Below are 25,058 nucleotides of genomic sequence, written 5' to 3'. Positions count from 1 at the left end.
ACCACATATATTGCAGTGATTTCGGAGTTTATTTACGAAAAGGATTTTAATCTGGATATAACTTATAATTATAATATGTATTGGTTAAAATTAACCTAAATAAGAATGATTGGCGGATAAAATTAGAGGTTGAAATTATAAATACTATTCACCAATTTAGTTCTAAAAGAAATGAGTCTTATGGTCGGTATTATAATGGGTATACAGTTTTACTATTTTAATGAAGTACGTAGTTTCTTGTACTAAATTAACCTGATATGGATTCTGAATAATATTCATAAGTCAATATCAGGTTTTTTAATTTTTCTGTAGAGTTGCTAGATATTTTTGAAATTGAACTAGTTCAGTAATCCAGCTCTTTCTAGCAATGCCTCAACCTTTGGTTCTGCTCCTCTAAATCTTTTATACAAAATCATTGGGTTTTCAGTACCACCTTGTGAAAGCACATTGTCTTTAAATTTAGTTGCGACTTCTTTATTGAAAATACCTTCTTCTTTAAAGTATGCAAAGGCGTCTGCATCTAAAACTTCTGCCCATTTATAACTATAATATCCAGATGAATAACCTCCTTGAAAAATATGCGAGAATGCTGTACTCATACAAGTTTCTGGTGTTTCTGGGTATAGGCTTGTGTCTTTGAAAGCCTCATCTTCATGTGCTTTTACATCGGTAATACCTGATGGGTCAATACCGTGCCAAGACATATCTAATAATCCAAAACTTAATTGACGTAAGGTCTGCATCCCTTCTTGAAAAGTGGCAGACTCTTTTATTTTTTCAACCAGTTCCATAGGTATGGTTTCGCCGGTTTCGTAGTGTTTTGCAAACAGTTCCAATGCTTCTTTTTCATAACACCAGTTTTCTAAAACCTGACTTGGTAATTCTACAAAGTCCCAAAAAACAGATGTTCCAGATAAGCTAGGGTAAGTGGTGTTTGCCAACATGCCGTGTAAACCGTGTCCGAATTCATGAAACAAGGTCGTAACCTCGTTAAATGTCAGTAATGAAGGCTTACTTTTTGTTGACGGAGTAAAGTTGCACACGTTTGATATATGCGGACGCACATTTTCTCCATTTCGCTTCCATTGCGATTTGTAAGATGTCATCCATGCGCCACCGCGTTTACCTGCTCTTGGGTGAAAATCGGCATAAAAAAGTGATACGAAATTTTTATCGGCATCATAAACCTTATAAGTTTTTACCTCGTCATGATATTTTTCAATGTCATGTACTTCTTCGAACTGTAAGTCGAATAAGTTTTCTGCTACTTTAAATACGCCGTTAATGACATTTTCAAGTTTGAAATACGGCTTCAGTTTTTCGTCATCTAAATTAAATAATTCTTGCTTTAATTTTTCAGAATAATAACTACTGTCCCATTTTTCTAAACGGTCAATATTATCTAGTTTTTTGGCGAAATCTTCTAGTTGTTTAAACTCACGTTCTGCAGCTGGCTTCGCTTTTGCTAATAACTCGTTTAAGAATGAATGTACTTTTTCTGGTGTTTCTGCCATACGTTCTTCAAGAACGAAGTTGGCGTGTGTTTTATACCCTAAAAGATTGGCTCTCTCAAAACGTAACTTTGCAATATCAAGAACGTTTTCTTGATTATCTAACTTGTCGTTATGAAATGCTCTACTACCAAATGCCATTGAAAGTTCTTTTCTTAACTCCCTATTTTTGGCGTACTTCATAAAAGGAATATAGCTAGGATAATCTAAAGTAATCATCCAACCATCTTCTTTACCTTTTGAAATAGCCAACTGTGCAGCAGCTTCTTTTTCACCTTCCGGTAATCCGTCTAAATCAGCTTCATCCGTAAGGTGTAATTGATATTTATTGGTTTCGGCTAGTACATTCTCACCAAAAGTCAATTTAAGTTTAGCCAATTTGGCATCTATAGCTCTTAAGCGTGTTTTCTTTTCTTCGGATAGATTAGCTCCGTTTCTACTAAAACTCTTGTACTTTTTATCTAATAATGTGTTTTGCTCAACAGTTAGGTCTAAATTATCCTTTTGATCATAAACTGCTTTTACTCTTTTGAACAGGTCTTCGTTTAATGTAATGTCATTACCGAATTCTGATAATAACGGAGAAACCTCTTGAGCGATTTTCTGAATCTCGTCATTTGTTTCTGCAGAATTCAAGTTGAAAAACACACTTGATATTCTATCTAATTGCTGTCCTGAAAATTCTAAGGCTTCGATCGTGTTTTCAAATGTAGGCGCATCGGTATTTTTAGTGATGGCATCTATTTCTGCCCTAGCGTCTTCAATAGATTGTAGAAATGCTGGCTTAAAATGCTCGTTTTCTATTTGTGAAAATGGAGCGGTATCAAATGGGGATAATAATGGATTCATATTTCTAGTATTGTGAAATTAGATTTGAGTATTGAGACTATTTGCTATTTACAGCTTTAGCGCCATCGATAACTTTTTGTTTCAAACCTTCTTTGTATAGAATAATTTTGTCCAACACACATTTGTCTGAACTACCAATAATCTGTGCAGCTAAAATTCCTGCATTTTTAGCGCCGTTAAGTGCGACAGTGGCAACTGGTACGCCGCCTGGCATTTGAAGAATAGATAGCACAGAATCCCATCCATCAATAGAATTGCTACTTTTTACAGGAACACCAATTACAGGTAACGGAGACATAGAAGCTACCATGCCTGGTAAATGAGCTGCACCGCCAGCGCCTGCAATAATTACAGAATAGCCGTTGGTATGAGCGTTTTTACTGAAATCGAACAATTTTTCTGGTGTTCTATGGGCAGATACAATATCTACATCTACCTCTATATCAAAACCTTTTAAAATGTCTATGGCATCTTGCATTACAGGCATGTCACTTGTACTACCCATTACTACGGCTACTTTACTCATGTTTTTTATTTTGAAATCACTTGAATTGTTGACTTAACTTTTTCAGCAATAGCTCTAGCTTTTGCTAAATCATTATTTACGATAGTTACATGTCCCATTTTACGAAATGGTCTGGTTTGTGCCTTTCCATATATATGCGGGGTAACACCTTCCATCGCTAAAATTTCTTCTATATTTTTATAAAGCACATCACCAGTATGATTTTCCGATCCTACCAAATTCACCATTACACCAGCTACTTTGCTATCGGTGTTGCCCAAAGGTAAAGCTAGAATGCTACGTATATGTTGCTCAAATTGGTTCGTGTAACTAGCTTCTATACTATAATGCCCACTGTTATGTGGTCTGGGTGCTACTTCGTTCACCAATATTTTGTCATCTTCGGTTTGGAACATTTCAACGGCTAACAAACCTGTAAGCCCTATTTTATCCGCTACTTTTAATGCTAGTGCTCTTGCTTTTTTAGCCACGTTTTCATCAATACGAGCAGGACAAATCACGTATTCTACTTGGTTGGCTTCTGGATGAAATTCCATTTCTACCACTGGATAGGTTTTAATTTCTCCTTCAGTATTTCTTGAAACGATTACTGCTAATTCGTTTTTAAACGGAATCATAGTTTCTGTAATACACTCACCAGCGGGTAATCCTTTTAAATCGGCTAAACTGCGAACAACTTTTACTCCCTGTCCGTCATAACCAAATTGAGCTACTTTCCAAACAAATGGAAATTTTAAGCCTCCGTTTTCAATACTATCTTCAATTTCACTCAAATACGCAAAGCGCTGAAAATCTGCATTAGGTATGTCATTGTCAACGTAGAATAATTTCTGTTTTGCCTTATTTTGAATAATACGTAACGCTTTTGGTTGTGGGTATACTTTTATGCCTTCATCTTCTAATTTCTCTAAAGCATCAAGATTTACATTTTCAATCTCAATGGTCAAGACATCTACATCTTTACCGAAATTGTATACTGTATCAAAATCTAATAGACTGCCTTGAACAAACTCGTTACAAGACATTCTACTTGGAGCTTCAGAAGAAGCGTCTAGAACTTTAGTGTAAATATCCCATTTTCGTGTTTCGTACAACATCATTTTACCGAGTTGACCACCACCTAAAATGCCTAATTTAAAACCTGATGAAAAATAATCCATATAATTGTTGCTTTGGGCAGTTAAGAAAACGCCTTAAGTACTACAAAAATACGGTTAAATCTTAGAAACCAATTCCTTTCTAATCAAAAACACAAGGCAATACCTTATCTTTGCAAACCTTGATAATTTATGAAAATTGATACAAATTCACGACAAGTTTTTTAAACCTTATCTCAGCGAATCTGAAATTTTGCAGGCTGTAAAAACGGTTGCAGATAAAATTGCCGAAGATTATAAAGATGAGACACCCATTTTTGTTGGCGTGTTAAATGGCTCTTTTATGTTCATTTCAGATTTATTAAAAGCTTATAATTATCCATGTGAAGTCTCTTTTGTAAGGTTAAGTTCTTACCAAGGCTTAACATCTACGGGTATTGTAGAGACATTGTTAGATGTGCCAGACAATATAGAGGGGCGTAGTGTCATTATTTTAGAAGATATTATTGATACAGGGCGTACCTTGCAGAAATTGGTGCATTTATTTTCTAAAACCAAGGTTAAAGAATTTAAAATAGCCAGTCTTTTTTATAAGCCAGATGTATACAAGGGCGAATACGCCATTGACTATTTCGGCTTGGCTATACCCGACAATTTTATTGTTGGTTATGGTCTAGATTATAAAGAACAAGGACGAAATTTAAAAGAAGTATACCAATTAAACCAGAAACATATGATTAATCTTGTACTCTTTGGTAAGCCAGGAGCCGGCAAGGGCACACAAGCACAATTTCTAAAAGAAAAATATAATTTAAAGCATATTTCTACCGGAGATGTTTTTAGATTCAATATCAAAAACGGAACGGAGTTGGGCACTTTGGCTAAGTCTTATATTGATAAAGGAGAGCTAGTGCCAGATGAAGTTACGATTAAAATGTTACAAGAAGAAGTGGAGAAGAACGCTGATGCTGACGGTTTCATTTTTGACGGTTTCCCTAGAACTGCTGCACAAGCCGAAGCTCTTGATAATTTCTTAGAGTCTAAAGATATGGGCGTTAATGCCACTATCGCTTTAGAGGCAAATGACGAAATTTTAATTGATCGTCTTTTAGAGCGAGGTAAGGTAAGTGGTAGAACAGATGATCAAGATGTAGCTAAAATTAGAAATCGTTTTGATGAGTACAATGCAAAAACTACTCCTGTAAAAGAATTTTACGAAGCTCAAGGTAAGTTTCATAGCGTAAATGGTATTGGCTCAATAGCTGATATTACCGAACGCCTGACCGAAGTAATCGAAGGCTTAAAATAATATCGATTTTTTATAGCAATTTGTTTGCTATAATCTTTTGAACTGAAAGAATAACAATGACCGAAGGTAATTTTGTTGACTACGTAAAAGTGGGTTTGACTTCTGGTAAAGGAGGCAAGGGATCTGTGCATTTGCATCGTGAAAAATTTATTACCAAAGGTGGTCCTGATGGTGGTGATGGTGGTCGTGGGGGACATATAATTGTTCGAGGTAACGAGAACCTTTGGACCTTAATCAATTTTAAATACACAAAGCATTTTAAGGCTGGTCATGGTTCTCACGGTAGTAAAAGCCGAAGTACTGGGGCAGATGGCGAAGATGTGTACTTAGATGTGCCATTAGGTACGGTAGTTAAAGATTTTGAGACCAAAGAAGTGCTTTTTGAAGTTACTGAACATGGCGAAGAAACAGTTCTGCTGAAAGGTGGTATGGGTGGTCGAGGTAACTGGCACTTTAGAACTTCTACAAACCAAACACCTAGATATGCTCAACCAGGTATGGACGGTCTAGAAGGTGAGTTTCTTTTAGAGCTTAAAGTATTGGCAGATGTTGGTCTTGTTGGTTTCCCTAATGCAGGTAAGTCTACTTTATTATCTGTGATAACTTCGGCAAAACCAAAAATTGCCGATTACGAGTTTACCACATTAAAACCTAATTTAGGTATTGTGGAATATCGAGACTTTAAGAGTTTTGTAATGGCAGATATTCCTGGTATTATTGAAGGTGCTGCAGAAGGTAAAGGCTTAGGTCATTATTTTTTAAGACATATTGAACGTAACTCGAATCTATTATTTTTAATACCAGCCGATAGTAAAGATATCAGCAAGGAATATGAAATTTTACTAGATGAGTTAAGACGTTATAATCCTGAGTTGTTAGATAAAGAACGACTTATTTGTGTTTCTAAAAGCGATATGCTAGATCAGGAATTGATGGATGAAATGAGAGAAGAATTGAACAAAGATTTGAACGGTACGCCTTTCATGTTTATATCGTCTGTAGCGCAAATGGGTATCGTAGAATTGAAAGATAAACTTTGGGCTATGCTTAACTCTTAAAACGAATTATGAAACAATACCTCAAAAATATTGTTGAAATAAATGATAACGGAAAAAGTAGGATTTTCGCCTATTTCATTCAGATTTTAATCTTCATTTCTATTGTTGCTTTTTCATTTGAAACTGTACCAGATTTAGAGCCCAATACTAGAAAAATTTTAAGAGTAATTGAAATTTTCTGTGTGGTAGTCTTTACCATAGAATACTTGCTTCGTATTTATGTTGCAGATACCAAACATAAATTTATATTTAGTTTCTTCGGAATAATTGACTTTTTAGCAATACTACCTTTTTATTTAGCATTAGGGGTTGATTTAAGGTCCCTTAGGGCGTTACGGTTTTTAAGATTATTCCGTATTCTTAAACTAATGCGGTATAATAAAGCCATTAAGCGTTTTACAGCTGCAATTAGTACGGCAAAAGAAGAAATACTTCTGTTCTTATTTGTTACTTTAATATTGATATATTTTGCGTCTGTAGGTATTTACTACTTTGAAAATGAAGCTCAGCCTGAGCATTTTGCATCTATTTTTGATAGTCTTTGGTGGGCAATTATTACACTAACTACTGTTGGTTATGGAGATGTTTACCCGATTACAGTTGGTGGTAAAGTTTTTACTTTTCTTATTTTAATGATTGGTTTAGGAGTCGTAGCTATTCCTACAGGAATAATTTCTTCAGCGCTTACTACGTCTGTTGATAAGAAAGAATAGGAGTATTGGAAGTTTTAGGTATACCGCTTAGTCGAATACCTTCTCAAAAACATATATTACTCTTTTATTTTCTTTAAATTTAAGAAAATGCAATATCATGAGAATCCTTTTTTTTAGTGTTGTAATACTAGTTTTAACTTCTTGCGGATCTGCGAGGGTCAATTATGATTACGATGATCAGACCGATTTTACATCATATGCCACCTATAACTATTTTGGTGATATGGAAACTGGTTTAAGCAAATTGGACGAGAAAAGGTTAATGGATGCCATGGATGCTACTCTAGGCGAAAAAGGATTTATGTTTGCTGAAGAACCAGACATGTTCATTAATATCAAAAGTTCCGTATTTAGGGAGCAAACAGGAGGAAGCAATGTTGGCGTAGGTCTTGGAGGAGGTAATGGTGGTATTGGTGGCGGAGTGTCCATTGGTATTCCGGTTGGTGGTCCAAAAATGACCAGAGAATTAAAGATTGATTTTGTTGATTCTAATAAAGATATGTTGATTTGGCAAGCCGTTAGCGAAAGTCCGTTTCGTGAAGGTGATACACCTCAAGAAAAGTCAGAAAAACTACAAGCTGTAGTCGATAAGATATTCAGCAAATATCCGCCAGAATAGTCCTATTTTACTTTAATGACATAAGTAGCAATCAGTTGATCTTCGACTGAAATATGAACGTCATAAAGTCCTTTCTTTTCAAAGTGTTGTACTAGATTTATTTTGCCTTCTTTCTTTATAATATTCGGATTCCCATTTTTTTGACTCCCACCTTTGTTCAGCAATAGTTGTGTATTTCCAATAAATTCTTTTGGTACTTGTAGTGTAAAGGTTACCGATGCTCCTTTTGGAATATTATTATGCATTGCAACTGGGGCAATAGGAATTATCGGTGCTAAAAAAGCTTCTTTGTAAATGACTGGTCCCGCAATAAAAGCATCTAGATTTTCCTTTTTTATAGGTTGACCTTCTTCTTTTTGTATTGGAAAATGATTTTTTGCAAATAATTCAGCATCCGCAAGAAAATATCCGTCGAAATAATCTTGCTGAAATAATGGTGTGCCGTTAATAATGATTGTTTGCCCGGCAGACCAAGTAGCATCACACAGATACCATTTTTCATTAACCTTGATATTGTTCCAAGAATGGTTGGGTGCACTATCTTCTTCTAACAATAGGGTTGGCGTACGCCCGTAGCCATCGATAATATCACATTTAAATCCTGCCAAATTTGCCATTTCCTTTACCAGATATGCATAACCCGTACAGGCAGTTTTTCGGTCTTCTAATAAATTTTTAAAGACTTTAGGTGTAATACTTGTATTCCAATCTAAAAAGGCTTGCCTGTCTTTAGCAAACCTTTTTCTTTTGGTGCTTATTTTTACATAAGAAGTATAGTCATTGGCTATGTTTGTGCTGATCCATGTGTATATCGCTCTAAATTTTTCGACATCAGTTTCTAATGATGTGGTCAAATTATGAGTAAGTACGGGTAAATTTCTTAGGCTAGCATCTTTATAATAATCAGCTATGCTATCTGCTTTTTTAAAATCGATATGATTAAAATCTGAGCGTTGAGCAAAGCTTATTAATGAAAATAAGAGCGTTGAAAGGAATATGAATTTTCTCATTATTTAAAAATATCTCCAATCTTCTGAAAAATATTTCTTTTGCTAGAGTAGGTGCCATCGATTACAATATCACCCATCAAAACCATGTCGTATTCATCAAAAGTAATATTGATATCTATGTTAGAACTACCGTTTGCTGCAACTTTGTACGTTTTGGTTTCATAACCTATAAAGCTAAGTACTAGAATGTCATTTTGCACAAGCTGTTGTGGGAATTCAAATTTACCGTCAAAATCTGTCTGTGTGCCTATTGTAGTTCCTTTCAAAACCACATTTACACCAGGTAATGGTTCATTTGCTTCATCGACAATGGTACCTGTTACAGTGTGTTTTTCTTGTACTATTTGTACTTTACCTACAACACCTTCTAATGAAGACACCAATTCAATAGTTGGCTCTATACTAGCAGTTTCTTGACCTTTAACTTCAGTAGCGCAAAGAGCCAATAAAGAAAAACTCATCATTGCAATTCCTTTATGGAACATAGAATTATTCATGGTTTGAAGTGTATGGGTTTCATAAGATTTTAATTGCGATGCTTTAAACATACCACAAGTTTTTTTCTTTGAGTTACTTAAATAGTTTACCAGTTCTGTATCGGAAAAATTGGTAAAATCAATTACCTCTTTTTCACAACTTTGGCAAAAACCTCCTTTTTCGGTTTTACTAAAATTAGTGAAATTTTCTTTGCATGGTTCTTTTACGTCAATTGTTAATGTGCTTTTCATAATTCGGTTTTTTAATTAGTACACCTGTAAAGTATAAGAAGCATTGATTTTATAAAATACAAAATGAGTGTAGTGGTACTTTCAATGAGTCAACTTGGTTTTAAAGTTGTTATAAGATTTTGAAATTACTTTTTCTGATGTAATAAGTTAATCTTCAAATGTTAATGTTAGTATTTGTGAGTGTAAAAAAACGTATTGAAAGTAAAATCCTGTTATTTTTGTAACAAAACTCAAAATGTGCGTCATATAGACTGACACATTAAAAACTAACTCACACAAAATGAAAAAGATTTATTTTCTAGCTGCCGGACTGGTAGCCTTAGCTTCTTGTAAAGAGGAAGCGAAACCTACTGTAGAAGTAGAAACAATACCTGGTATTGTTCTTACGAACATGGATACTACTCAAAACCCTAGGTCAGATTTTTATAACTATGTGAACGGAAACTGGATGAAGTTTACCGAAATTCCTGATGATAGAACTAGCTGGGGCGGCTTCAGTGTACTTCGTAAATCTACAGACGACGATGTTTTAAAAATATTAGCTACTGCAAAAGAAAGTGGTAATTACGCTTCAGATACCGATCAAGCGAAAGCTTTGGCAATTTTTGATACAAAGTTAGATACTGCCGCTAGAAATAAAGCAGGTATTGCTCCCTTAACTTCTGCATTTGAAGCAATTTCTTCGGTAAAGAGTTTAAATGATTTGCAAACTGTTTTGGCAACTAATGCTGCTGTATCTTCTCCGTTCTTAAATATTGGTGCTGGTGCAGATTTAAATAACAGTAGTATGAATGCTGTGTATTTAGGTGCGAACGGATTAGGTTTACCTGATCGTGATTTCTATTTGGATGAAGATGAGAAGTCTGTAGAAATACGTGAAGAGTATAAAAAACACGTATCTAAAATGTTGCAGAAATTAGGTGATTCTGAAGCTGATGCAACAAAAGCTGCAGATAAAATTCTAGCTCTAGAAACGCAATTAGCAGAACCACGTTTGAATAAAGTAGAACGTAGAGATGCCAGAAATTACAATAACCCAAGAACAATTGCTGAGGTAGATATAATGATGTCTACTATCGACATGCAAAAACTTATCTCTGATTTAGGGATTACTAAAAAGTTCGATACACTTTTGGTTACTCAATTAAGATATACCGAAGCTTTAGATAAGTTCTTGAAAACGACACCGATTGAAGATATCAAAACTTTGGTGAGATGGGATACCTTTAATAGTGCTGCCGGAAAATTAACAACTGAAATTGAAACTGCAGATTGGGAATTTTATAGCAAATACCTTAGAGGAGCAAAAGAACAACGTGCTGCAGACGAGCGTGCATTGGCAACGGTAAACGGTACTGTTGGTGAGGCTTTAGGTCAATTGTATGTAGACGCTAAGTTTCCGCCAGAAGCAAAGGCTAAAGCTGAGTTGATGATTGCAAATGTAATCGATGCTTTTAAAGAACGTATTTCTGTTTTGGATTGGATGAGCGATTCTACAAAAACAAAAGCAATTGAAAAGTTAGATAAATTCACCGTGAAGATTGCTTACCCAGATAAGTGGGAAGATTATTCTACGATGGAAGTTTCTGCAGACAAGTCGTACTTTGAAAATATGACTGCGGTGAACAAATGGGGAGAGTTGAAGAATTACTCTGAAATTGGTGAGCTTGTTGATAAAACGGAATGGGGAATGTCTCCACAGACTGTGAATGCATATTTCAATCCTTTGAATAACGAGATTGTTTTTCCTGCTGCAATCTTACAGCCTCCTTTCTATAACTATACTGCTGATGAAGCTGTAAATTATGGTGGAATTGGTGCTGTTATTGGACATGAAATCTCTCATGCTTTTGATGATAGCGGTTCTCGTTTCGATGCTGATGGAAATCTTAAAAACTGGTGGACAGATGCTGATTTAGCTGCTTTTACAGAAAGAGCTGATGCTTTAGCGGTACAGTATGATAGCGTAATGGTATTGCCAGAAGTTTATGTTAATGGTAAATTCACCTTAGGTGAGAATATCGGTGACTTAGGTGGATTACTAGGTGCTTATGACGGACTTCAGAAATACTATGTAGAAAATGGTCGTCCTGAAGATATTGATGGTTTTACTGCTGAGCAACGTTTCTTTATGTCTTGGGCTACAGTTTGGAGAACTAAAAGTAGAGATGAGGCTTTAAGAACTCAGATCAAAACTGATCCACACTCTCCAGGTATGGTTAGAGCAACACAACCTTTGTTAAACATTCAAGAATTTTACGATGCCTTTGATATTAAAGAAGGTGATGCTATGTATTTAGCTCCTGAAAAGAGAGTTAGTATTTGGTAGATTATTTTTTAGTAAAAGACGAAAAGGGCGCTACATAGTAGCGCCCTTTTTTTGTGTTTTAACTCGTCTTTGCGAGGAGTATTTTCGCGACGTGGCAATCTGTTTGTCATTAGTAGTGGGTGAGTTTTTAGTCAGCAATAAGCAGATTACTTCACTACGTTCTTAATGACGTTAATTCCCCACCGAAACACGAACTCCTTCACTATGACTACTAAACTCTGGTGCATACATACTTTGTATGGTAGTAATGCCATTACTAAAATCTCCGGCATTATTTACACGTACATCATATTCAAACACATAAACTCCTTTTGGTAAATAGTCAAAGAAGAAATTGGTACTAGCATCTTTAGTGCTTTCGTAATACCCTAAGCCGTCTTGCCACTTGTATCTTGAAATTACATTTACAGGTTCAAAACCAGCAGCACGCATATCTTTCATGTGTAAAAATTCCATATCTCGGTCGGATCTCAATTCAATTCTTATCTTAACCAAGTCGCCCACTTTTAAATTGGTATTATCGGTCACTTCAGAAATCACTTCGCCAGAATCAGTATTCTTTTTCAAAAAGATTTTTTTCTTTAATTTCAACGGAGTCTCGGCACTTGTAATTTTATCTAAGTCCTCAAAATATTGCCAGTACAAAGCTCCCCAAGCAATTCCGTCGCCTTTTTTGCTAATTTGTACTTCACCCATTTTTGGTTCAATCTCGGTAGTGTTCCAAGAGGTTTTAAAGTAACCAGTTCCTGCTTCTACCTTTACATCTTCTAGGGTAGAAGGATCAATCTTTTCACCGCCAATTAAAACTTCAACTGCGTCTGTAACTGACAACCACTCGCTACCTTGTAATAATAAGGCGTAGACAGCTTCTGTGGTTGCTTTTGTAGTGCTCCATTGATTGGTCTGCTTATTTTTAAGTAGCCATATTTTTAGATTGTCTATAGTTTCTATGTCGGCAGGGTGGATTTCAGAAAATGCTTCTATCAGTAAAGCTTGAGTTTCTATAGGTGCTTGATACCAAAACCATGAGCTGGTATTACTTTTCCAGTACATGCCCAATTCATCGCTGGTAATGCTATTTTCTTCTAAAGCACGTAAAATTTTGGCAGATGTTTTTATATCATCTTTTCTGTTTAGAATTAATGCTAACATTCCCTGTGCATACAAACCTCTTTTTGTCCAATATTTCTGAGATTGCTTTAAATAATACGCGGTTATCTCATCTACTTTCTTAGAGGTTTTAATTTCTGGAAAAAGACTACGCATATATAAATAATGAACCTGATTCGCACTTAAATGATCATCGTTAATATTCGATGTGTATTTCTTCATTTGCTTATACTCTTTCACAAACTCAGCATCTAAATATGAAATTGCACTTTCAATCATTTCTGATTGAGAGTTGAACGAAGTTGATAAATTTTGGTTGTTGGTATTTGTTGAGGTGATTAATTTGTTCAAATGCCCCATTCCCGAAATAATATGTTGGGTAATGTATCTATTATCTGGACCACCATTGAACCACGACCAAGCTCCACTTGAATTCTGATTTTGAGCCAGCTTGTTTAAAGCTGATTGCTGCTCGTTTTTCATCTTGTTCAAATTGAATAACAAACCGATTCTTTTCTTTTGCTCGGTTTCAGATTGTGCATCGCGTAACCATGGTGTTTCTTGAATTAACAGCGATTTTAATTCCTCGTTCTTTTCTAAATTGCTTAATAACGCATCTGAATTTGCCCATTGATTAAACACTTCACGAATCCTAGGGTTACTGTTCGCAATATGACTAGCCAAGGTGTTTGCGTAATACCTTGAGAATGTCTGCTCGTTACAATCGTACGGGTACTCCATTAAGTAGGGTAATGCCTGTACTGCGTACCAAGCTGGGTTAGATGTCATTTCTAAAGTTAGCTTATGGTGCTTCAGCGTAGTCGATGAGGTATTACTTAACTTATCTAAAGTAAACGTCTTGGTCTGGTTGCTACGAATCCACATTGGTAATGTTTCCGTTACCAAAGTTCTGTTTGATAATACAGGCAGCATGTTTTGTTCGCCATCAGAGAAATCACTTGCTTTCGCAATAATTTTATATTGAACCGATTGCAACCCTTCCGAAATGTTCAATTTCCATGATACTTGGGTATTCCCCATAGCATCCACTTTAAAAGATGCTGTCTCTAGTGTACTGGAAATGGCTAACATTTGTTTTGAAATATCTATGCCAGTTACCGCATCTGTCAGCTCTAATTTCACTTGACCAGAAAGTAGCTTTTCAGTAAGGTTAGAAATTTTAGTGCTAATTATGATCTCATCACCCTCACGTAAAAACCGTGGTGCATTTGGGATTACCATCAATTCTTTTTGGGTTACCGTAGATAGATTTGTTATCGTGCTTTCCAAATTTTTGGTATGTGCCAAAAGTTGTAAATTCCAACGGGTCAATGCTTCGGGAGTAGTAAAATTGAAACTTACATTTCCTTCTTTATCGGTCTGTAATTTTGGAAAGAAAAAAGCGGTTTCCTGTAAATTTTTACGAATACTAACCGAACCAAAATCTTCGCTATCTGTCTCTGGTTCCAGTTCTGTTGGTTCTATACTTTCAACAGCACTTGATAATTCATTTTCTTTTCTGACAGTACCATAGCCAACGGTAACAACCTCATCTAATGCAGCATCGTCTGCCATCATAGATTTCCTTAAGGGTGCGGAACTATAATTAATAGCACGCGATTTATAGAAGTTTCCTCGTGACATAAAATCTAACCCGAACGAATCGAAAGAATCAAATCTTAGACTTGGGTAGCTCATGTCTTTATAATTCGAAAATGTATAGAAGCTATTTGTCGAAAAACTGTCATGAGCATTCGTTCTGATTCGCGAATAGTAATTTGGTCTGTTTAATGGATAAAAACTCCAAGAATGAGGGCTGAATTGGTCTAAAGAGGCATCGTACATACTAGCCAATAACTCAGCGCTTACTTTTTCACCTTTAGGACCTTTGACCTTAAAAGACCAAGTTTCATCAACACCCGGAGCAATTTTATCTCTAAAGGTCGTAGTCTCTATTTGTAAATCGCTAGAAGGGTAGGGTACCAAAATATTATGAGCGTTCCATTCAAAATAATTGGCAAATGCATAACCGTAAGTAACTACAAATCCGCCTAAATCATTTTCGGTAACCGGTACCGATATGGTTTTAGAGTTGTTGTTCAGCGTAATCAACTTTTCTTCAACAATTGTATTGTTTTTTTCGACTCTTACATAAATATTCAAATTTTCTGCGCTTGAAAGAAATGTTATTTGAGCTTTGTCGCCAATCTCATATTGTGCCTTATCTGTTTTTATATGAAACAATTGATTGTCAGCTAATGTTTGCTCGTTACCAGTAAATGTAATAATGGCGATATCTTTTACGGCATGCCCAAATTTGTCTTTTGAGTGTAATTCTAATCTGTATTTACCAGATTCCCAATTCTTGGTTTTACCGAAATTTATATCCTTAGCATTTTGAGTGTTGAAGTTAGATTTCCAAACCATTTTACCTTTTTTCCAATTGGCAGAATTGTCTTCGTCTTCATAAGCGTCATGCGGATAAAGCTTCAGGAATTCATCTTTTGAAAAACTTTGATAATCTGGGGCAGACCACTGTCTGGGACGTATTACATTTTCGAGTGCCTGTAATTTATATAATTTCACCTCGCCTGTTGCCGCTACAAATTCTCCGTTTAAGTTTCTGCTGGTAATAGTAAAGCCTGTATCCTTCAGGGTCTTGTCAATGGACTCCTGCATTACTAAATTTACGTTTAGAGCATGATAGCCAACGGCAACATTTGTAACTGTACTTCTTGTTTCTCCATTAATATCGGTTACATCTGCTGTAACTTCATAATTAAAAGTAGGTAGGTTTTCTTTGGCAATACTATTGTCAGGAATAGCCTTAAACTTTATCTCATAATTACCTGCTGCATCGGTAACGGTTTCTCCTTGTTCAATTTCTTGAGAAGAGCCATTAAGATGAGGTCTGAACCAATAATACCATCTTGGTAAATTCACCACTCTTTTTACACGGTAAACTACTTTTGCATCTGAGATGGAACTACCTGCATATGCGGTTGCTTTACCAATTACCGTTATACTATCATTTACTTTAAAGGTCTCTGTAACTGGTTCGAAATTTGTTTCGAATTTAGGTCGTTTGTACTCCTCAACTGAAATGCCGGTATATCCACTTAAACTATAATTGCTTGAAGAAACCCGAATAGAAAACTGACCTGTGAGTCCGGAATTTGGTAGTATGAATTCACCCGAAATAGAACCATAATCATTTGTAGTCAATGCAAGGGTCTCTAATTCTTGTCCGTTAACATCTGCGAGCGTAACTTTAATTTTAGCGTTTTCTAAAACTTTAGAAACACCTTTGTCTTGGCTAATAGCAATACCTTTAAAATATATGGGCTGACCTGGTCTGTAAATACTTCTGTCCGTAAACAAAAAGCATGAATAGTTAATTCGCTCTTCATTTTGGGCATACCCTCTGTTTATGTAGTACTCACCAAAATATGCAGTTTCGCTATCCTTTTTAGTGGTTATAAAAACTTCACTCCAACTTTCTTCATTTTTTTCGATAGCGATGTTACCATTTTTATCAGTGGTATAGGTTTTACGTTTTATCGGTTGATTATAATTTTTTCGATACCTTAAAAAAACTTCAGCACCTACAATAGGTTTGCCATTATTACGATTGATTACTTGGTAGAACTGATGTGTAAGGTTTTGCGTTTCTATTACTGCTAAATTGGTTACCTGAACAGTAGTGAAGCTAAATGAATTTACTTTTTCATTGTCAGATTCTGCAACGATCACATAATTTCCATTTTCTAAAGCCGGCATGGAAATTTCAGTACTATGCGTTTGATAATCGTTCTCTGTTTTTAAAGATGTGGACCAGGTTTTAGCGAGAGGTAGATTTTTTATATAGTCTTGTTTCTTAGGGTCTTGATATAATTTTTCAAGCTCTTTTAATTGTTTCTGGGTAATTTGGTAAGCCTTTAAAGTCAGGCTCTCCATATTTTTATAACTAACCAGTAATCTACTTACCATATTGGTAGGTATATGCTTTTCTGAAGTCAGTTGAATATTGGTATTTTGAATTTCAGATTTTAAGACTATGCATTTTTGCGCCCCTAAACTTTTAGGGAATCTCGCAATTACATCATCGCAAAGTACAATGGCTTCTTTTAATTTCCATTGATGTTCTTCATTCGTTTTAGGGGAATAGGTGAGACCTAATTGTTGGTACTGAAGTGCAATTTCAAAGGTGTATAAACTAGATAGGGGACTATGCTTTATGTTTTCGGCTGAATTCTGTAGCACTTCAAGAAATAGATTGTTCTTATTATCGAAAGTGGCATTTGCATGAATAAAGCGTAATCGCTCTATATCTACCAATACTAACGGACTCATATCTGGGTTGCCAAAATGAAATGCTACTAATTGTTGATAAATTTCAAGTGCTCTAGATTGTAATGATAGGTTTTTACTATCATTAAAATTTAGAAAACTGGCAGTATATGCCTCGCATAAAATAACTTCGTTGTCAATCTCAAAAGAATCTGCAGGCTTGTTGATGCTATTTTCACTCGTTGTGTAAAATTGTAAAGCAGTATGTGCAAGAACGTCAAATAACGTAGGTCTGTACTTTCTATTTTCTTCGTTCTTCTCTAAGATTGTATCAAAATCTGAAATAGGAAGTTGCTGAGTTATGCTAGCATTTTCTAAGGATGCGGTAAAATGAAAATCTATTTCTTTAAATAACGTATCTAAATCCCAGGTTCTAAAATTTACCGAATCAACCTTAACAGCTGTCTTGGTTCTATTATTAAATCGATACCTGTTTTGCTGGTAGTATTGCCAATATAAGTTCGCTAAATGACTATGAAGAATGCTTTTCGTTGCACTATCTGATACTGCTATTTCAGATTTGATATCATTAACGATATTTAATTTAGAATCTTCTTCAAGCCTATTAATAAAGTTAGATTTATAAAGAAGGGCCTTTATAGTCTGTACCTCATTTTTTTCGCTTTTCGCCTTTACAAAGATGGCTTCAGCTTGCTTTAATGCCGATTTACTCAAGTTTTCCATCTCCAAATCAAGAACTTTATCCCAAAGTGAATCATAAGAATTGTGCTCTTGGGCATTACCAAATTGTACGGACATAAATAAGATTAGAATTAAATATAGCTTTTTCATCATAGTAAAATTACAATACAAAACTGTGCCAAGGTAATTTTATATGCAATGATAAATTAGTGAAACGTACTTTTCAATTAGGCAGGTAAGGTTGTTCGAAGTTTTTGAAGGTGATTACAAAAAGAATGATGCAATGTAATTTCCCAAAATATTAATGGACCGTTTATCAATCTTAATAATTACAGATCGATTACCTTGTTATTTAAGGCTACTATATTCAGCACCAAAAAATCAATCGGCTGATTGATGCACTTGAAATCCGTCAAAATAATTACCAGCTTGTAGCGATACAGTTAAGGTTCTATCTGAACCTGTGTTATTTTGCGTCATTGAGACATGAATCTCTTTCGCATTTTTTCTTTCAATGATAAAGTCTTCCGTTTCAATCAAGAAGTCTTCTTGGGTGGTATCAACGTCAGAAATGTCATTATCTGTATCATCATAAAGTAATATCTCGGCAACCCACCAAGAACTACCTTCTGTAGTAATAAGAACAGTAGTTGCTTCCGCTGAAATAGTTATATTTTTCTCAGAAAGATGTATGTTGTCATCCCATTCACCATCGATGGTAGATTTATCGCATGAATTAGCACTTAATATTATAAAAAGTAAAAAGGCAATATGTGTAAAACCTTTCATTATAACAATATTTCTTTTTTGATTATTAGGGCACATCTATAAAATACTTTTCAGTCAATGGTTCGTCTTGCCAAAAGGCAAGCTCAAAGGTCCAGTATGGGTTGTCTTCGTATATGAGATGATAATCACCCCAGGTATATTGAAAAGAATAGCTTTCTTGTTTTTCTTGACTATAGACATTACCAAAAAGATAAACGCTAGATGTACCGCTAACCCTATTGGTATGGATTTCTATTTTGTCTATTTCTACTTCTGTGCCAATTGGTATTTCTACTATCGTTTCTAAATCAGATTCCATACCAAAACCATTACCATCTTCTAAATGATAGCTATAGTCTTCATATATAGGTAGATCATAATTTAAAATCAGGGTAGGTTTTTTCGTGATTATTTTCTGTCTCAAAATTTCTGAAAATGGTTTTTCAGTAGCTACATCTCTGTATTTAGGTCTAGTAAGTATATAGAAGAGTAATGTAACAGTACCAATGACCAATACTAAAAATATTCCGCAACCAATTGCTACTTTTTTCATAGGATATTTAAATATTTGATATTTTGGTTGGTTTTTGTTTAAAGGGGTTAATTTTATATTATTCCGTTGTATTTTTTGAATAAAAGCAATAAGAATAAGTAAAAGCCCAACAAAATTAGATTGTTTTCTAGTCAGAAATTTGTGGAATTGTACTTTTAATGCAGGTCATTTAGAATCAATGAAATATTGAAACGAAAAATAATTTATTGTAAAGTAGTTTGCCGTCTTGCACTTCATTTTAATTGCTGCCAACCAAGAATATATATATATATCTATATGTCGTAGTAGCGTAAAATGAAATTTTGCATTCAAATATTTCTTCTTATTTATTTAGCTCTTATTATAAATTGGTATTGTAATAAATCTACATTAACATTAAGTTGAGTAAATCCTGCTTCTTTTAATTCTTTTTTTACGGTTTCTAAATCTACCTTATGGTTTGCTGGTGGTCCCACAGGTATTTCTTTTTTGAAGTAATCGATAACCACTAATTCACCATTGGGTTTAATTCCTTTTTTTACTTTAGAAAAATAATCAACTCTATTTTCTATATGATGGTAGGTATTTACGATGAGTACTTTATCTACTTCTGCATCGGCTAGATCTGGGCTATCATAAGGTATTTTACGTAGTTCAATGTTTTCAATCTCATTCTCTTCAATTCGCTTTTTAATAATCTCTTGAAATTCATCACTTACATCTGCAGCAATTACGTGTGCGCCTTTTTCGGCAAGTTTAATAGAGAAATAACCAGAACCAGCTCCGATGTCCATAATTTTATTTCCACTTAAATCTCCTAAGTAGGCTATCACTTTTTCTGGTTGTTGATAAGCGTCTCGCTCTGGCGACTCAAATCGCTCTATTAATTCTTCAGTAGAGCTGCGGTGCATATAATCATTGGCCGTTTTACTGTTGTCTCCACCGTGTTTTTTTCCATCGTGTTGCTCTTCTTTCGCTTCGTTATTTATTTCGGGCTGCGCTGTTTTTTTCTGGTTTTGTTTACAAGCGCTTAATGCTAGCATTGCAATTGCCGCTATAAAAAGTTGTTTTATATTCATTTTAAGTTTATTATTCATTCGTTTTCTTACTGAATAGGATTGCTGATTATAATAGCATATTACCTAACTCTACTAAGATCAATTAATAAAAGCATATACAATAATCTATATTGATAAAATTATGAATTCTATTTTATAGAATGGATATAGTGGACTTTTTAAGCTATCTAGTGTTTTTGTTTTGAAATCTAAATCTAAGAACCCCTATACCGGTTGTAATAGAAGAAACGGTAATTAGAAATGTCACAGTAAATTATTATTTGTACAAAGGTTCTTGTCAATATTGAAAAGCTGATCGGAAATTAAAACCACAAAGTATTCTGTGTATTTTCAATTAGCAAGTATAAACTGTAGAATATGTTATGCAAGAACCTTAAGGCTAAGGAAACTAAATACTATAGGTAACAAGCAGGTGAACTAGGTCATGTCTATATATATATATATATATATATATATATATATATAGACAATCGTCTACAATCTCAAAACCTGTCTGCCGGCAGGCGGGTATACATAGACTTTTCCGTTCAAGCCCAAAAGTCCGTATTACTTACAGGCTTTGATAGCCACTAGCTATTATGTTTTGCGTATTAGTTTTTGCTCTATTATTAGGCATAAGTAGTTAAAAAAGACAGACCAACCACTTAATTTGGGGTTAGTTTTTTTACCTTGACCTATTCGTTTTATTTGAGATTCATACCATACAATATTCATCATTCCATCAATTGCTTTTACTCCTGTTTTTTTAATTTTTGTTGTAAAATCAGCTTGGCTTTCGTTGAATATTTCATTTCCAATATTAGGGAATATAGCAAAAGGTCTGGCAATACCAATAATATCTAATTGGTTAGAAGCAATGGCATCTTGCATTACAGCGGTAGTACGAAATCCTCCAGTTAACATTATGGGAGTACTTGTAATTTGCCTCACTTTATCAATATAATCCATAAAATAAGCTTCTCTTTTTATGGTACTCTCTTTGCGTTTTCCCATCATTGCCGGTGCTTCATAGGTTCCTCCTGATATTTCTATTAGATCAATACCTTCCTTTGAAAGAATTTTAACAACTTCCATTGATTCTTCTTCTGAAAATCCGCCTTTTTGAAAGTCCGTAGAGTTCAATTTAATTCCAACAGGAAAATTAGGTCCTACACGTTCTCTGATTTTTCTATAAACTTCAACGACAAACCTGGACCTATTCTCTAAAGTACCACCCCATTTATCTTTTCTAATGTTTGTATAGGGCGATAAAAACTGACTAACTAAATACCCATGGGCACCATGAATTTGAATACCTGAAAAGCCTGCTTCTTTTAAAATGATAGATGTATTTGCAAAAGCTTCAATGATTTCTAGAATCTCACTTTCACTTAAAACCTCAGGTATTTTTTTTGTCGTTTTTTTTCTTCCACCAGTTTTTAGAGCTATGGCAGAAGGTGCTTTTAAACTACTGTTAATTTGTTCCATAGCTTGTCTGCCAGGATGGTTTATTTGAGCCCACAAATGCGTATTTGTACCTTTTACACTTTCAGCCCAATCTTTAAGAACTGTAATGTTCTTTCTATTTTCAACAACTACATTTCTTGGTTCTCCAATTGCCCTGGAATCAATCATAATGTTTCCAGTAATCAATAATCCGGCACCACTATTTGCCCATGTTTTATATGTATTTATCAGAATAGATGTTGGCTCATGATGCTTATTAGATAAATTTTCACTCATTGCTGATTTAGCAATCCTATTACTTAAGATTACTCCATTTGGTAAAATCATTTCTTCCTGTAATACATTCATAGGATTAGTTGTAACAATGTTTTAAATAAAATAAAGTTTATAATAGTATGATTCAATTTGAATTTATTGAGTACAGCGAGATTTTTTTAACGGTTTGATTATGCGGAGTGCGGTAGTAAGGAAACTTTTCGTTTCCGTCTGCGCACGAAGCTAAAGCTTTTGATTTATTTTTTCTTGTCCAAAGCTAAATCCATAAGATTTAGCGACCTTATAAATATACACAGACCTTTCGGTTTTGCCCTAAAGTCCGCATTACGTTTAGGCATTGTTGTGTGCAGTTTTATTCCGCAATTTTTTTCTTCAAATCCATTCTTTCATGCAATATCCTTGTTATTTCAACATACTCATTACTAGAAGTTCTATAGAATATTATGTGTCGGTTTGTTTTCAGTCCAAGCAATTTTTTTGATATTCCCTTGTAGTTTTTCCCCAAATCTGGATTTTCCGCAATGTCTTGACAATTAGAAATTAGTCCATCATAATATTTGTCCGCTTGTTTTTCCGACCAAACCTCAAATGTGTAATCCCAAATCTTAGATAAATCCTCAACGGCTTTGTTGGTCAGTTTATATTTAGCCATTCGAGCGTTTTTTGGCTTTTAAGGATTCAAGATGCTGTTTTGGGTCGAAGTCGTGAACAATTCCGCTGTCAATCCCTTCTTGAATAGCCTTTTTCAATGCAATAACTTTACTTTCTTCTTCTTCTAAAAGTCTCAGCCCTGCACGTATAACTTCACTAACGTTTTTAAACCGTCCTTCACTTATGCTACTTTGCACAAATTGGTCGAAATAACTTCCGAGTGATATTGATGTGTTTTTGTTCATTTGAGTACTGATTTAGTTCAAATATACCAAAAAATGGTATAATGTCGAAATTTTTAAAATTGCACACAACGTTCCGTGTATGGTGGCGTAGCATCCCGCAGGGCGCTATGCACTATACATATTGTGTGTGCCCAGTATGGGCATCTTTGAGCTACTTATTAAAAGTAGTTTATTTATTTAGAGGGTGCAAGTCCCTTATGGGCAGGGGTAACGCCTTGAACCATTAGTAAGCTGCAAGGTTGATAGCTGCGAAGCTATAACTGAAGAAAGCAGGACTACAAAACTCGGTACTGACGAACAGGAACCGTATACGAGGCATAATTATCTGGGTAAGCAAGCACATCATTGTAACGCCCTAAGATTACCAAAATGGTAGATATGTAGATACGGCAGGCATTGAGTGAAAGAAGATGTTCTTACCTGGGGAGGTCTCTACAACCACGAGTTTGGTTAAGTAGAGAAGTCAGCAGAAGTCATAGTACTTGTAAGAAACGAGTTGTGAATAGAAATCACATAGGTCTCACAAGCAAGGAAGGACTGAACGTAGACCTTTTGGAAATTAAAATTGGAGCATATTTTCGTTACTGGGTGACCGATTCCCTAGAAAGTATGTAGCCTTTTTCTAAAGTACAAAATAGTTTTGAGTGGTGTAAAGAGCATTCAAAAAGATGGTTTACGAACCGCCGTATACGAGACCCGTACGTACGGTGGTGTGAGAGGCGCACTCTCCTCAATTATGAGGAGAGCAGTCTACTCGATTGTGTGTAGTTTTTTTTAGTCGGTTGATTATTTTTCGTGCGTTACTTTCTACGATTTTCCATTCCCATAATTCTGGATTCCCAAACTCAGGGTTAGTATTATTCCAGTTTTGGGCTCTTGTTTTTGAATTAACAGAAACTCTGCATTCAATCTCATTTTCATTTTTTTGTAAATCCAGATGTAGGTAAATCACTCCCCATCCATTCGTATTAAATCTGTAGGTTTTTCCATTACAGTATTTTGGATTGAGCTTTATTCTTGACGTAAAAAATTTACCTTTAAATTCAGGATTATAAATTCCAAATCCGAAATGCACATTTCCATTTGCAAGTCCGTCCTCTAAATAGTATTTAAATTCAGAAAGAGTTTGTATCCGAACAATTTCTTTTTCCATTTCAGAGTACGATTCATAGAGTTCAGTTTTAGGGTCTGAAAGAATATATTCAATCAGTTCATAAAGTCCATTTGCCTAAAATTGCTCAATTCTAGCTAAGATTGAGTATTAGCTTTTATCAAGTCCTTTCTGGTTAATTATAACACTACCTATTAGAGCTATTCCGATAAAAATTCCGCTATATGTCGCTGTAGAATCGGCATTAGTAATAAAACCATATATCCCAGCAAGGATACTTAAAGTACCGATTATGATTATAACGGTTCTGGTTGATTTGTTCATTTTCTTAAATATTTAGTGGTTTTTTTCTTTTTTCAAAATAGTTGGTAACGGTTCGTATAAGAATAGTAGCCGACTGCGTGGCACTTTCCTGTCAAGTTACACAAAAGTTGAAGCGGGCTACAACCCTTGAATTTACTGCTGTCTCGGCTATGTTTTTTATATGGTGTGTGTGCCCAGCATGGGCATCTTTAAACTATTAGAAAGATAGTTTATTCATCTAGAGGGTGCAAGTCCCTTATGGGCAGGGGTAACGCCTTGAACCATTAGTAAGCTGCAAGGTTGCTAGTTGTGAGACTAGGACTGAAGGAAGCAGGACTACAAAACTCTGTACTGACGAACAGAAACCGTATATGAGGCATAATTACTTGGGTAAGCAATCACATCATTGTTACGCCCTAAAGAGTACAAAAATGGTAGTTATGTAGATACGGCAGGGATCGAGAGAAAGAAGATGTTCTTACCTGGGGAGGTCTCTACAACCACGAGTTTGGTTATGTAGAGAAGTCAGCAGAAGTCATAGTAGCTAGAGGCTGATACTTTAGTGAAGGACAGAACGATAATTGTTTTTAATGAACAAAGGAGTTGTTTTATGTTACGGATAGTTTTCTAGTAAAATAGCAGCCTTTGATTAAGCGAGACAGCAAATCAAATTAGTAGTATTGATTAAACAAGTAACAAGTAAAAAGAATCTAAACGACGCCTATGCGCGAGTGTATCGCAACAAGGGATCTGCAGGTGTGGATAAAGTTCACATTAATGAGTTAAAATCTACACT

Annotated in this window: 19 protein-coding genes; 5 read left to right on the top strand and 14 right to left on the bottom strand. The window is 35.0% G+C overall.

The features are described 5' to 3' along the window. Positions 1 to 338: 338 nt before the first annotated feature. From Q4500_RS06200 to Q4500_RS06190, 3 genes are read right to left on the bottom strand one after another with little or no spacing between them, the layout of a single operon-like run. A complete protein-coding gene (locus Q4500_RS06200) occupies positions 339 to 2,360 on the bottom strand; it encodes a M3 family metallopeptidase (protein ID WP_303598844.1) in 2,022 nt (673 codons plus the stop codon). A 37-nt stretch (positions 2,361 to 2,397) separates the two neighbouring features. Beyond that, on the bottom strand, positions 2,398 to 2,886 hold the full coding sequence (gene purE, locus Q4500_RS06195; protein WP_303598843.1) for a 5-(carboxyamino)imidazole ribonucleotide mutase: 489 nt from the start codon (positions 2,884 to 2,886) through the stop codon (positions 2,398 to 2,400). Positions 2,887 to 2,891: 5 nt separating this feature from the next. After that, the gene (locus Q4500_RS06190) at positions 2,892 to 4,046 is read right to left on the bottom strand and encodes a 5-(carboxyamino)imidazole ribonucleotide synthase (protein WP_303598842.1); all 1,155 of its coding nucleotides are present in this window, start codon (positions 4,044 to 4,046) and stop codon (positions 2,892 to 2,894) included. A gap of 136 nt (positions 4,047 to 4,182) precedes the next feature. Here Q4500_RS06190 and Q4500_RS06185 point away from each other — a divergent pair, with 136 nt between their 5' ends. The 4 genes from Q4500_RS06185 to Q4500_RS06170 all read left to right on the top strand — a co-directional run bounded on the left by Q4500_RS06185 (position 4,183) and on the right by Q4500_RS06170 (position 7,682). After that, positions 4,183 to 5,292 carry an adenylate kinase gene (locus Q4500_RS06185; RefSeq protein WP_303598841.1) on the top strand — a complete coding sequence of 370 codons (1,110 nt, stop codon included), beginning with the start codon at positions 4,183 to 4,185 and terminating at the stop codon, positions 5,290 to 5,292. A gap of 56 nt (positions 5,293 to 5,348) precedes the next feature. Next, the gene (obgE, locus tag Q4500_RS06180) at positions 5,349 to 6,350 is read left to right on the top strand and encodes a GTPase ObgE (RefSeq protein WP_303598840.1); all 1,002 of its coding nucleotides are present in this window, start codon (positions 5,349 to 5,351) and stop codon (positions 6,348 to 6,350) included. An 8-nt stretch (positions 6,351 to 6,358) separates the two neighbouring features. Next, positions 6,359 to 7,063, top strand: coding sequence for an ion transporter (locus tag Q4500_RS06175; protein ID WP_303598839.1), 705 nt, complete (start codon positions 6,359 to 6,361; stop codon positions 7,061 to 7,063). A 97-nt stretch (positions 7,064 to 7,160) separates the two neighbouring features. Next, positions 7,161 to 7,682: a DUF4136 domain-containing protein gene (locus Q4500_RS06170; RefSeq protein WP_303598838.1), complete on the top strand. Its 522-nt coding sequence runs from the start codon at positions 7,161 to 7,163 to the stop codon at positions 7,680 to 7,682. A 2-nt stretch (positions 7,683 to 7,684) separates the two neighbouring features. Here Q4500_RS06170 and Q4500_RS06165 read toward each other — a convergent pair whose 3' ends face one another. Together Q4500_RS06165 and Q4500_RS06160 are read right to left on the bottom strand one after the other, a co-directional pair. Further along, complete coding sequence (locus tag Q4500_RS06165; protein ID WP_303598837.1) at positions 7,685 to 8,692, bottom strand: transglutaminase domain-containing protein; 1,008 nt, start codon at positions 8,690 to 8,692, stop codon at positions 7,685 to 7,687. Next, positions 8,692 to 9,420, bottom strand: coding sequence for a carboxypeptidase-like regulatory domain-containing protein (locus Q4500_RS06160; protein WP_303598836.1), 729 nt, complete (start codon positions 9,418 to 9,420; stop codon positions 8,692 to 8,694). Before Q4500_RS06160 ends, Q4500_RS06165 begins: the two co-directional genes overlap by 1 nt. Before the next feature lie 280 nt (positions 9,421 to 9,700). Here Q4500_RS06160 and Q4500_RS06155 point away from each other — a divergent pair, with 280 nt between their 5' ends. Further along, positions 9,701 to 11,749, top strand: a complete 2,049-nt coding sequence (locus Q4500_RS06155; RefSeq protein WP_303598835.1) for a M13 family metallopeptidase — start codon at positions 9,701 to 9,703, stop codon at positions 11,747 to 11,749. A gap of 171 nt (positions 11,750 to 11,920) precedes the next feature. On the opposite strand, the gene Q4500_RS06150 is transcribed toward Q4500_RS06155, so the two are convergent. From Q4500_RS06150 to Q4500_RS06110, 9 genes are all read right to left on the bottom strand, one after another. Continuing rightward, positions 11,921 to 17,968 (bottom strand): alpha-2-macroglobulin, encoded by a 6,048-nt coding sequence (locus Q4500_RS06150; protein WP_303598834.1) that lies wholly within the window; start codon positions 17,966 to 17,968, stop codon positions 11,921 to 11,923. Between the two features lie 264 nt (positions 17,969 to 18,232). After that, the gene (locus tag Q4500_RS06145; protein WP_303598833.1) at positions 18,233 to 18,640 is read right to left on the bottom strand and encodes a hypothetical protein; all 408 of its coding nucleotides are present in this window, start codon (positions 18,638 to 18,640) and stop codon (positions 18,233 to 18,235) included. A gap of 25 nt (positions 18,641 to 18,665) precedes the next feature. Next, positions 18,666 to 19,172 carry a hypothetical protein gene (locus Q4500_RS06140; RefSeq protein ID WP_303598832.1) on the bottom strand — a complete coding sequence of 169 codons (507 nt, stop codon included), beginning with the start codon at positions 19,170 to 19,172 and terminating at the stop codon, positions 18,666 to 18,668. A gap of 326 nt (positions 19,173 to 19,498) precedes the next feature. Then, complete coding sequence (locus Q4500_RS06135) at positions 19,499 to 20,248, bottom strand: methyltransferase domain-containing protein (protein WP_303598831.1); 750 nt, start codon at positions 20,246 to 20,248, stop codon at positions 19,499 to 19,501. Between the two features lie 558 nt (positions 20,249 to 20,806). Further along, complete coding sequence (locus Q4500_RS06130; protein ID WP_303598830.1) at positions 20,807 to 22,024, bottom strand: NADH:flavin oxidoreductase/NADH oxidase family protein; 1,218 nt, start codon at positions 22,022 to 22,024, stop codon at positions 20,807 to 20,809. Between the two features lie 280 nt (positions 22,025 to 22,304). Beyond that, positions 22,305 to 22,604, bottom strand: a complete 300-nt coding sequence (locus Q4500_RS06125) for a type II toxin-antitoxin system RelE/ParE family toxin (protein WP_303598829.1) — start codon at positions 22,602 to 22,604, stop codon at positions 22,305 to 22,307. Continuing rightward, positions 22,597 to 22,848 (bottom strand): type II toxin-antitoxin system ParD family antitoxin, encoded by a 252-nt coding sequence (locus Q4500_RS06120; protein WP_303598828.1) that lies wholly within the window; start codon positions 22,846 to 22,848, stop codon positions 22,597 to 22,599. Before Q4500_RS06120 ends, Q4500_RS06125 begins: the two co-directional genes overlap by 8 nt. 730 nt (positions 22,849 to 23,578) lie before the next feature. Beyond that, positions 23,579 to 24,001 carry a hypothetical protein gene (locus Q4500_RS06115; RefSeq protein ID WP_303598827.1) on the bottom strand — a complete coding sequence of 141 codons (423 nt, stop codon included), beginning with the start codon at positions 23,999 to 24,001 and terminating at the stop codon, positions 23,579 to 23,581. Positions 24,002 to 24,109: 108 nt separating this feature from the next. After that, the gene (locus Q4500_RS06110) at positions 24,110 to 24,283 is read right to left on the bottom strand and encodes a hypothetical protein (protein WP_303598826.1); all 174 of its coding nucleotides are present in this window, start codon (positions 24,281 to 24,283) and stop codon (positions 24,110 to 24,112) included. Positions 24,284 to 25,058 lie beyond the last annotated feature (775 nt).

The sequence above is a fragment of the Maribacter sp. 1_MG-2023 genome (assembly GCF_030547005.1).
Taxonomy (GTDB): domain Bacteria; phylum Bacteroidota; class Bacteroidia; order Flavobacteriales; family Flavobacteriaceae; genus Maribacter.
This window is presented reverse-complemented; position numbering and strand designations above follow the sequence as displayed.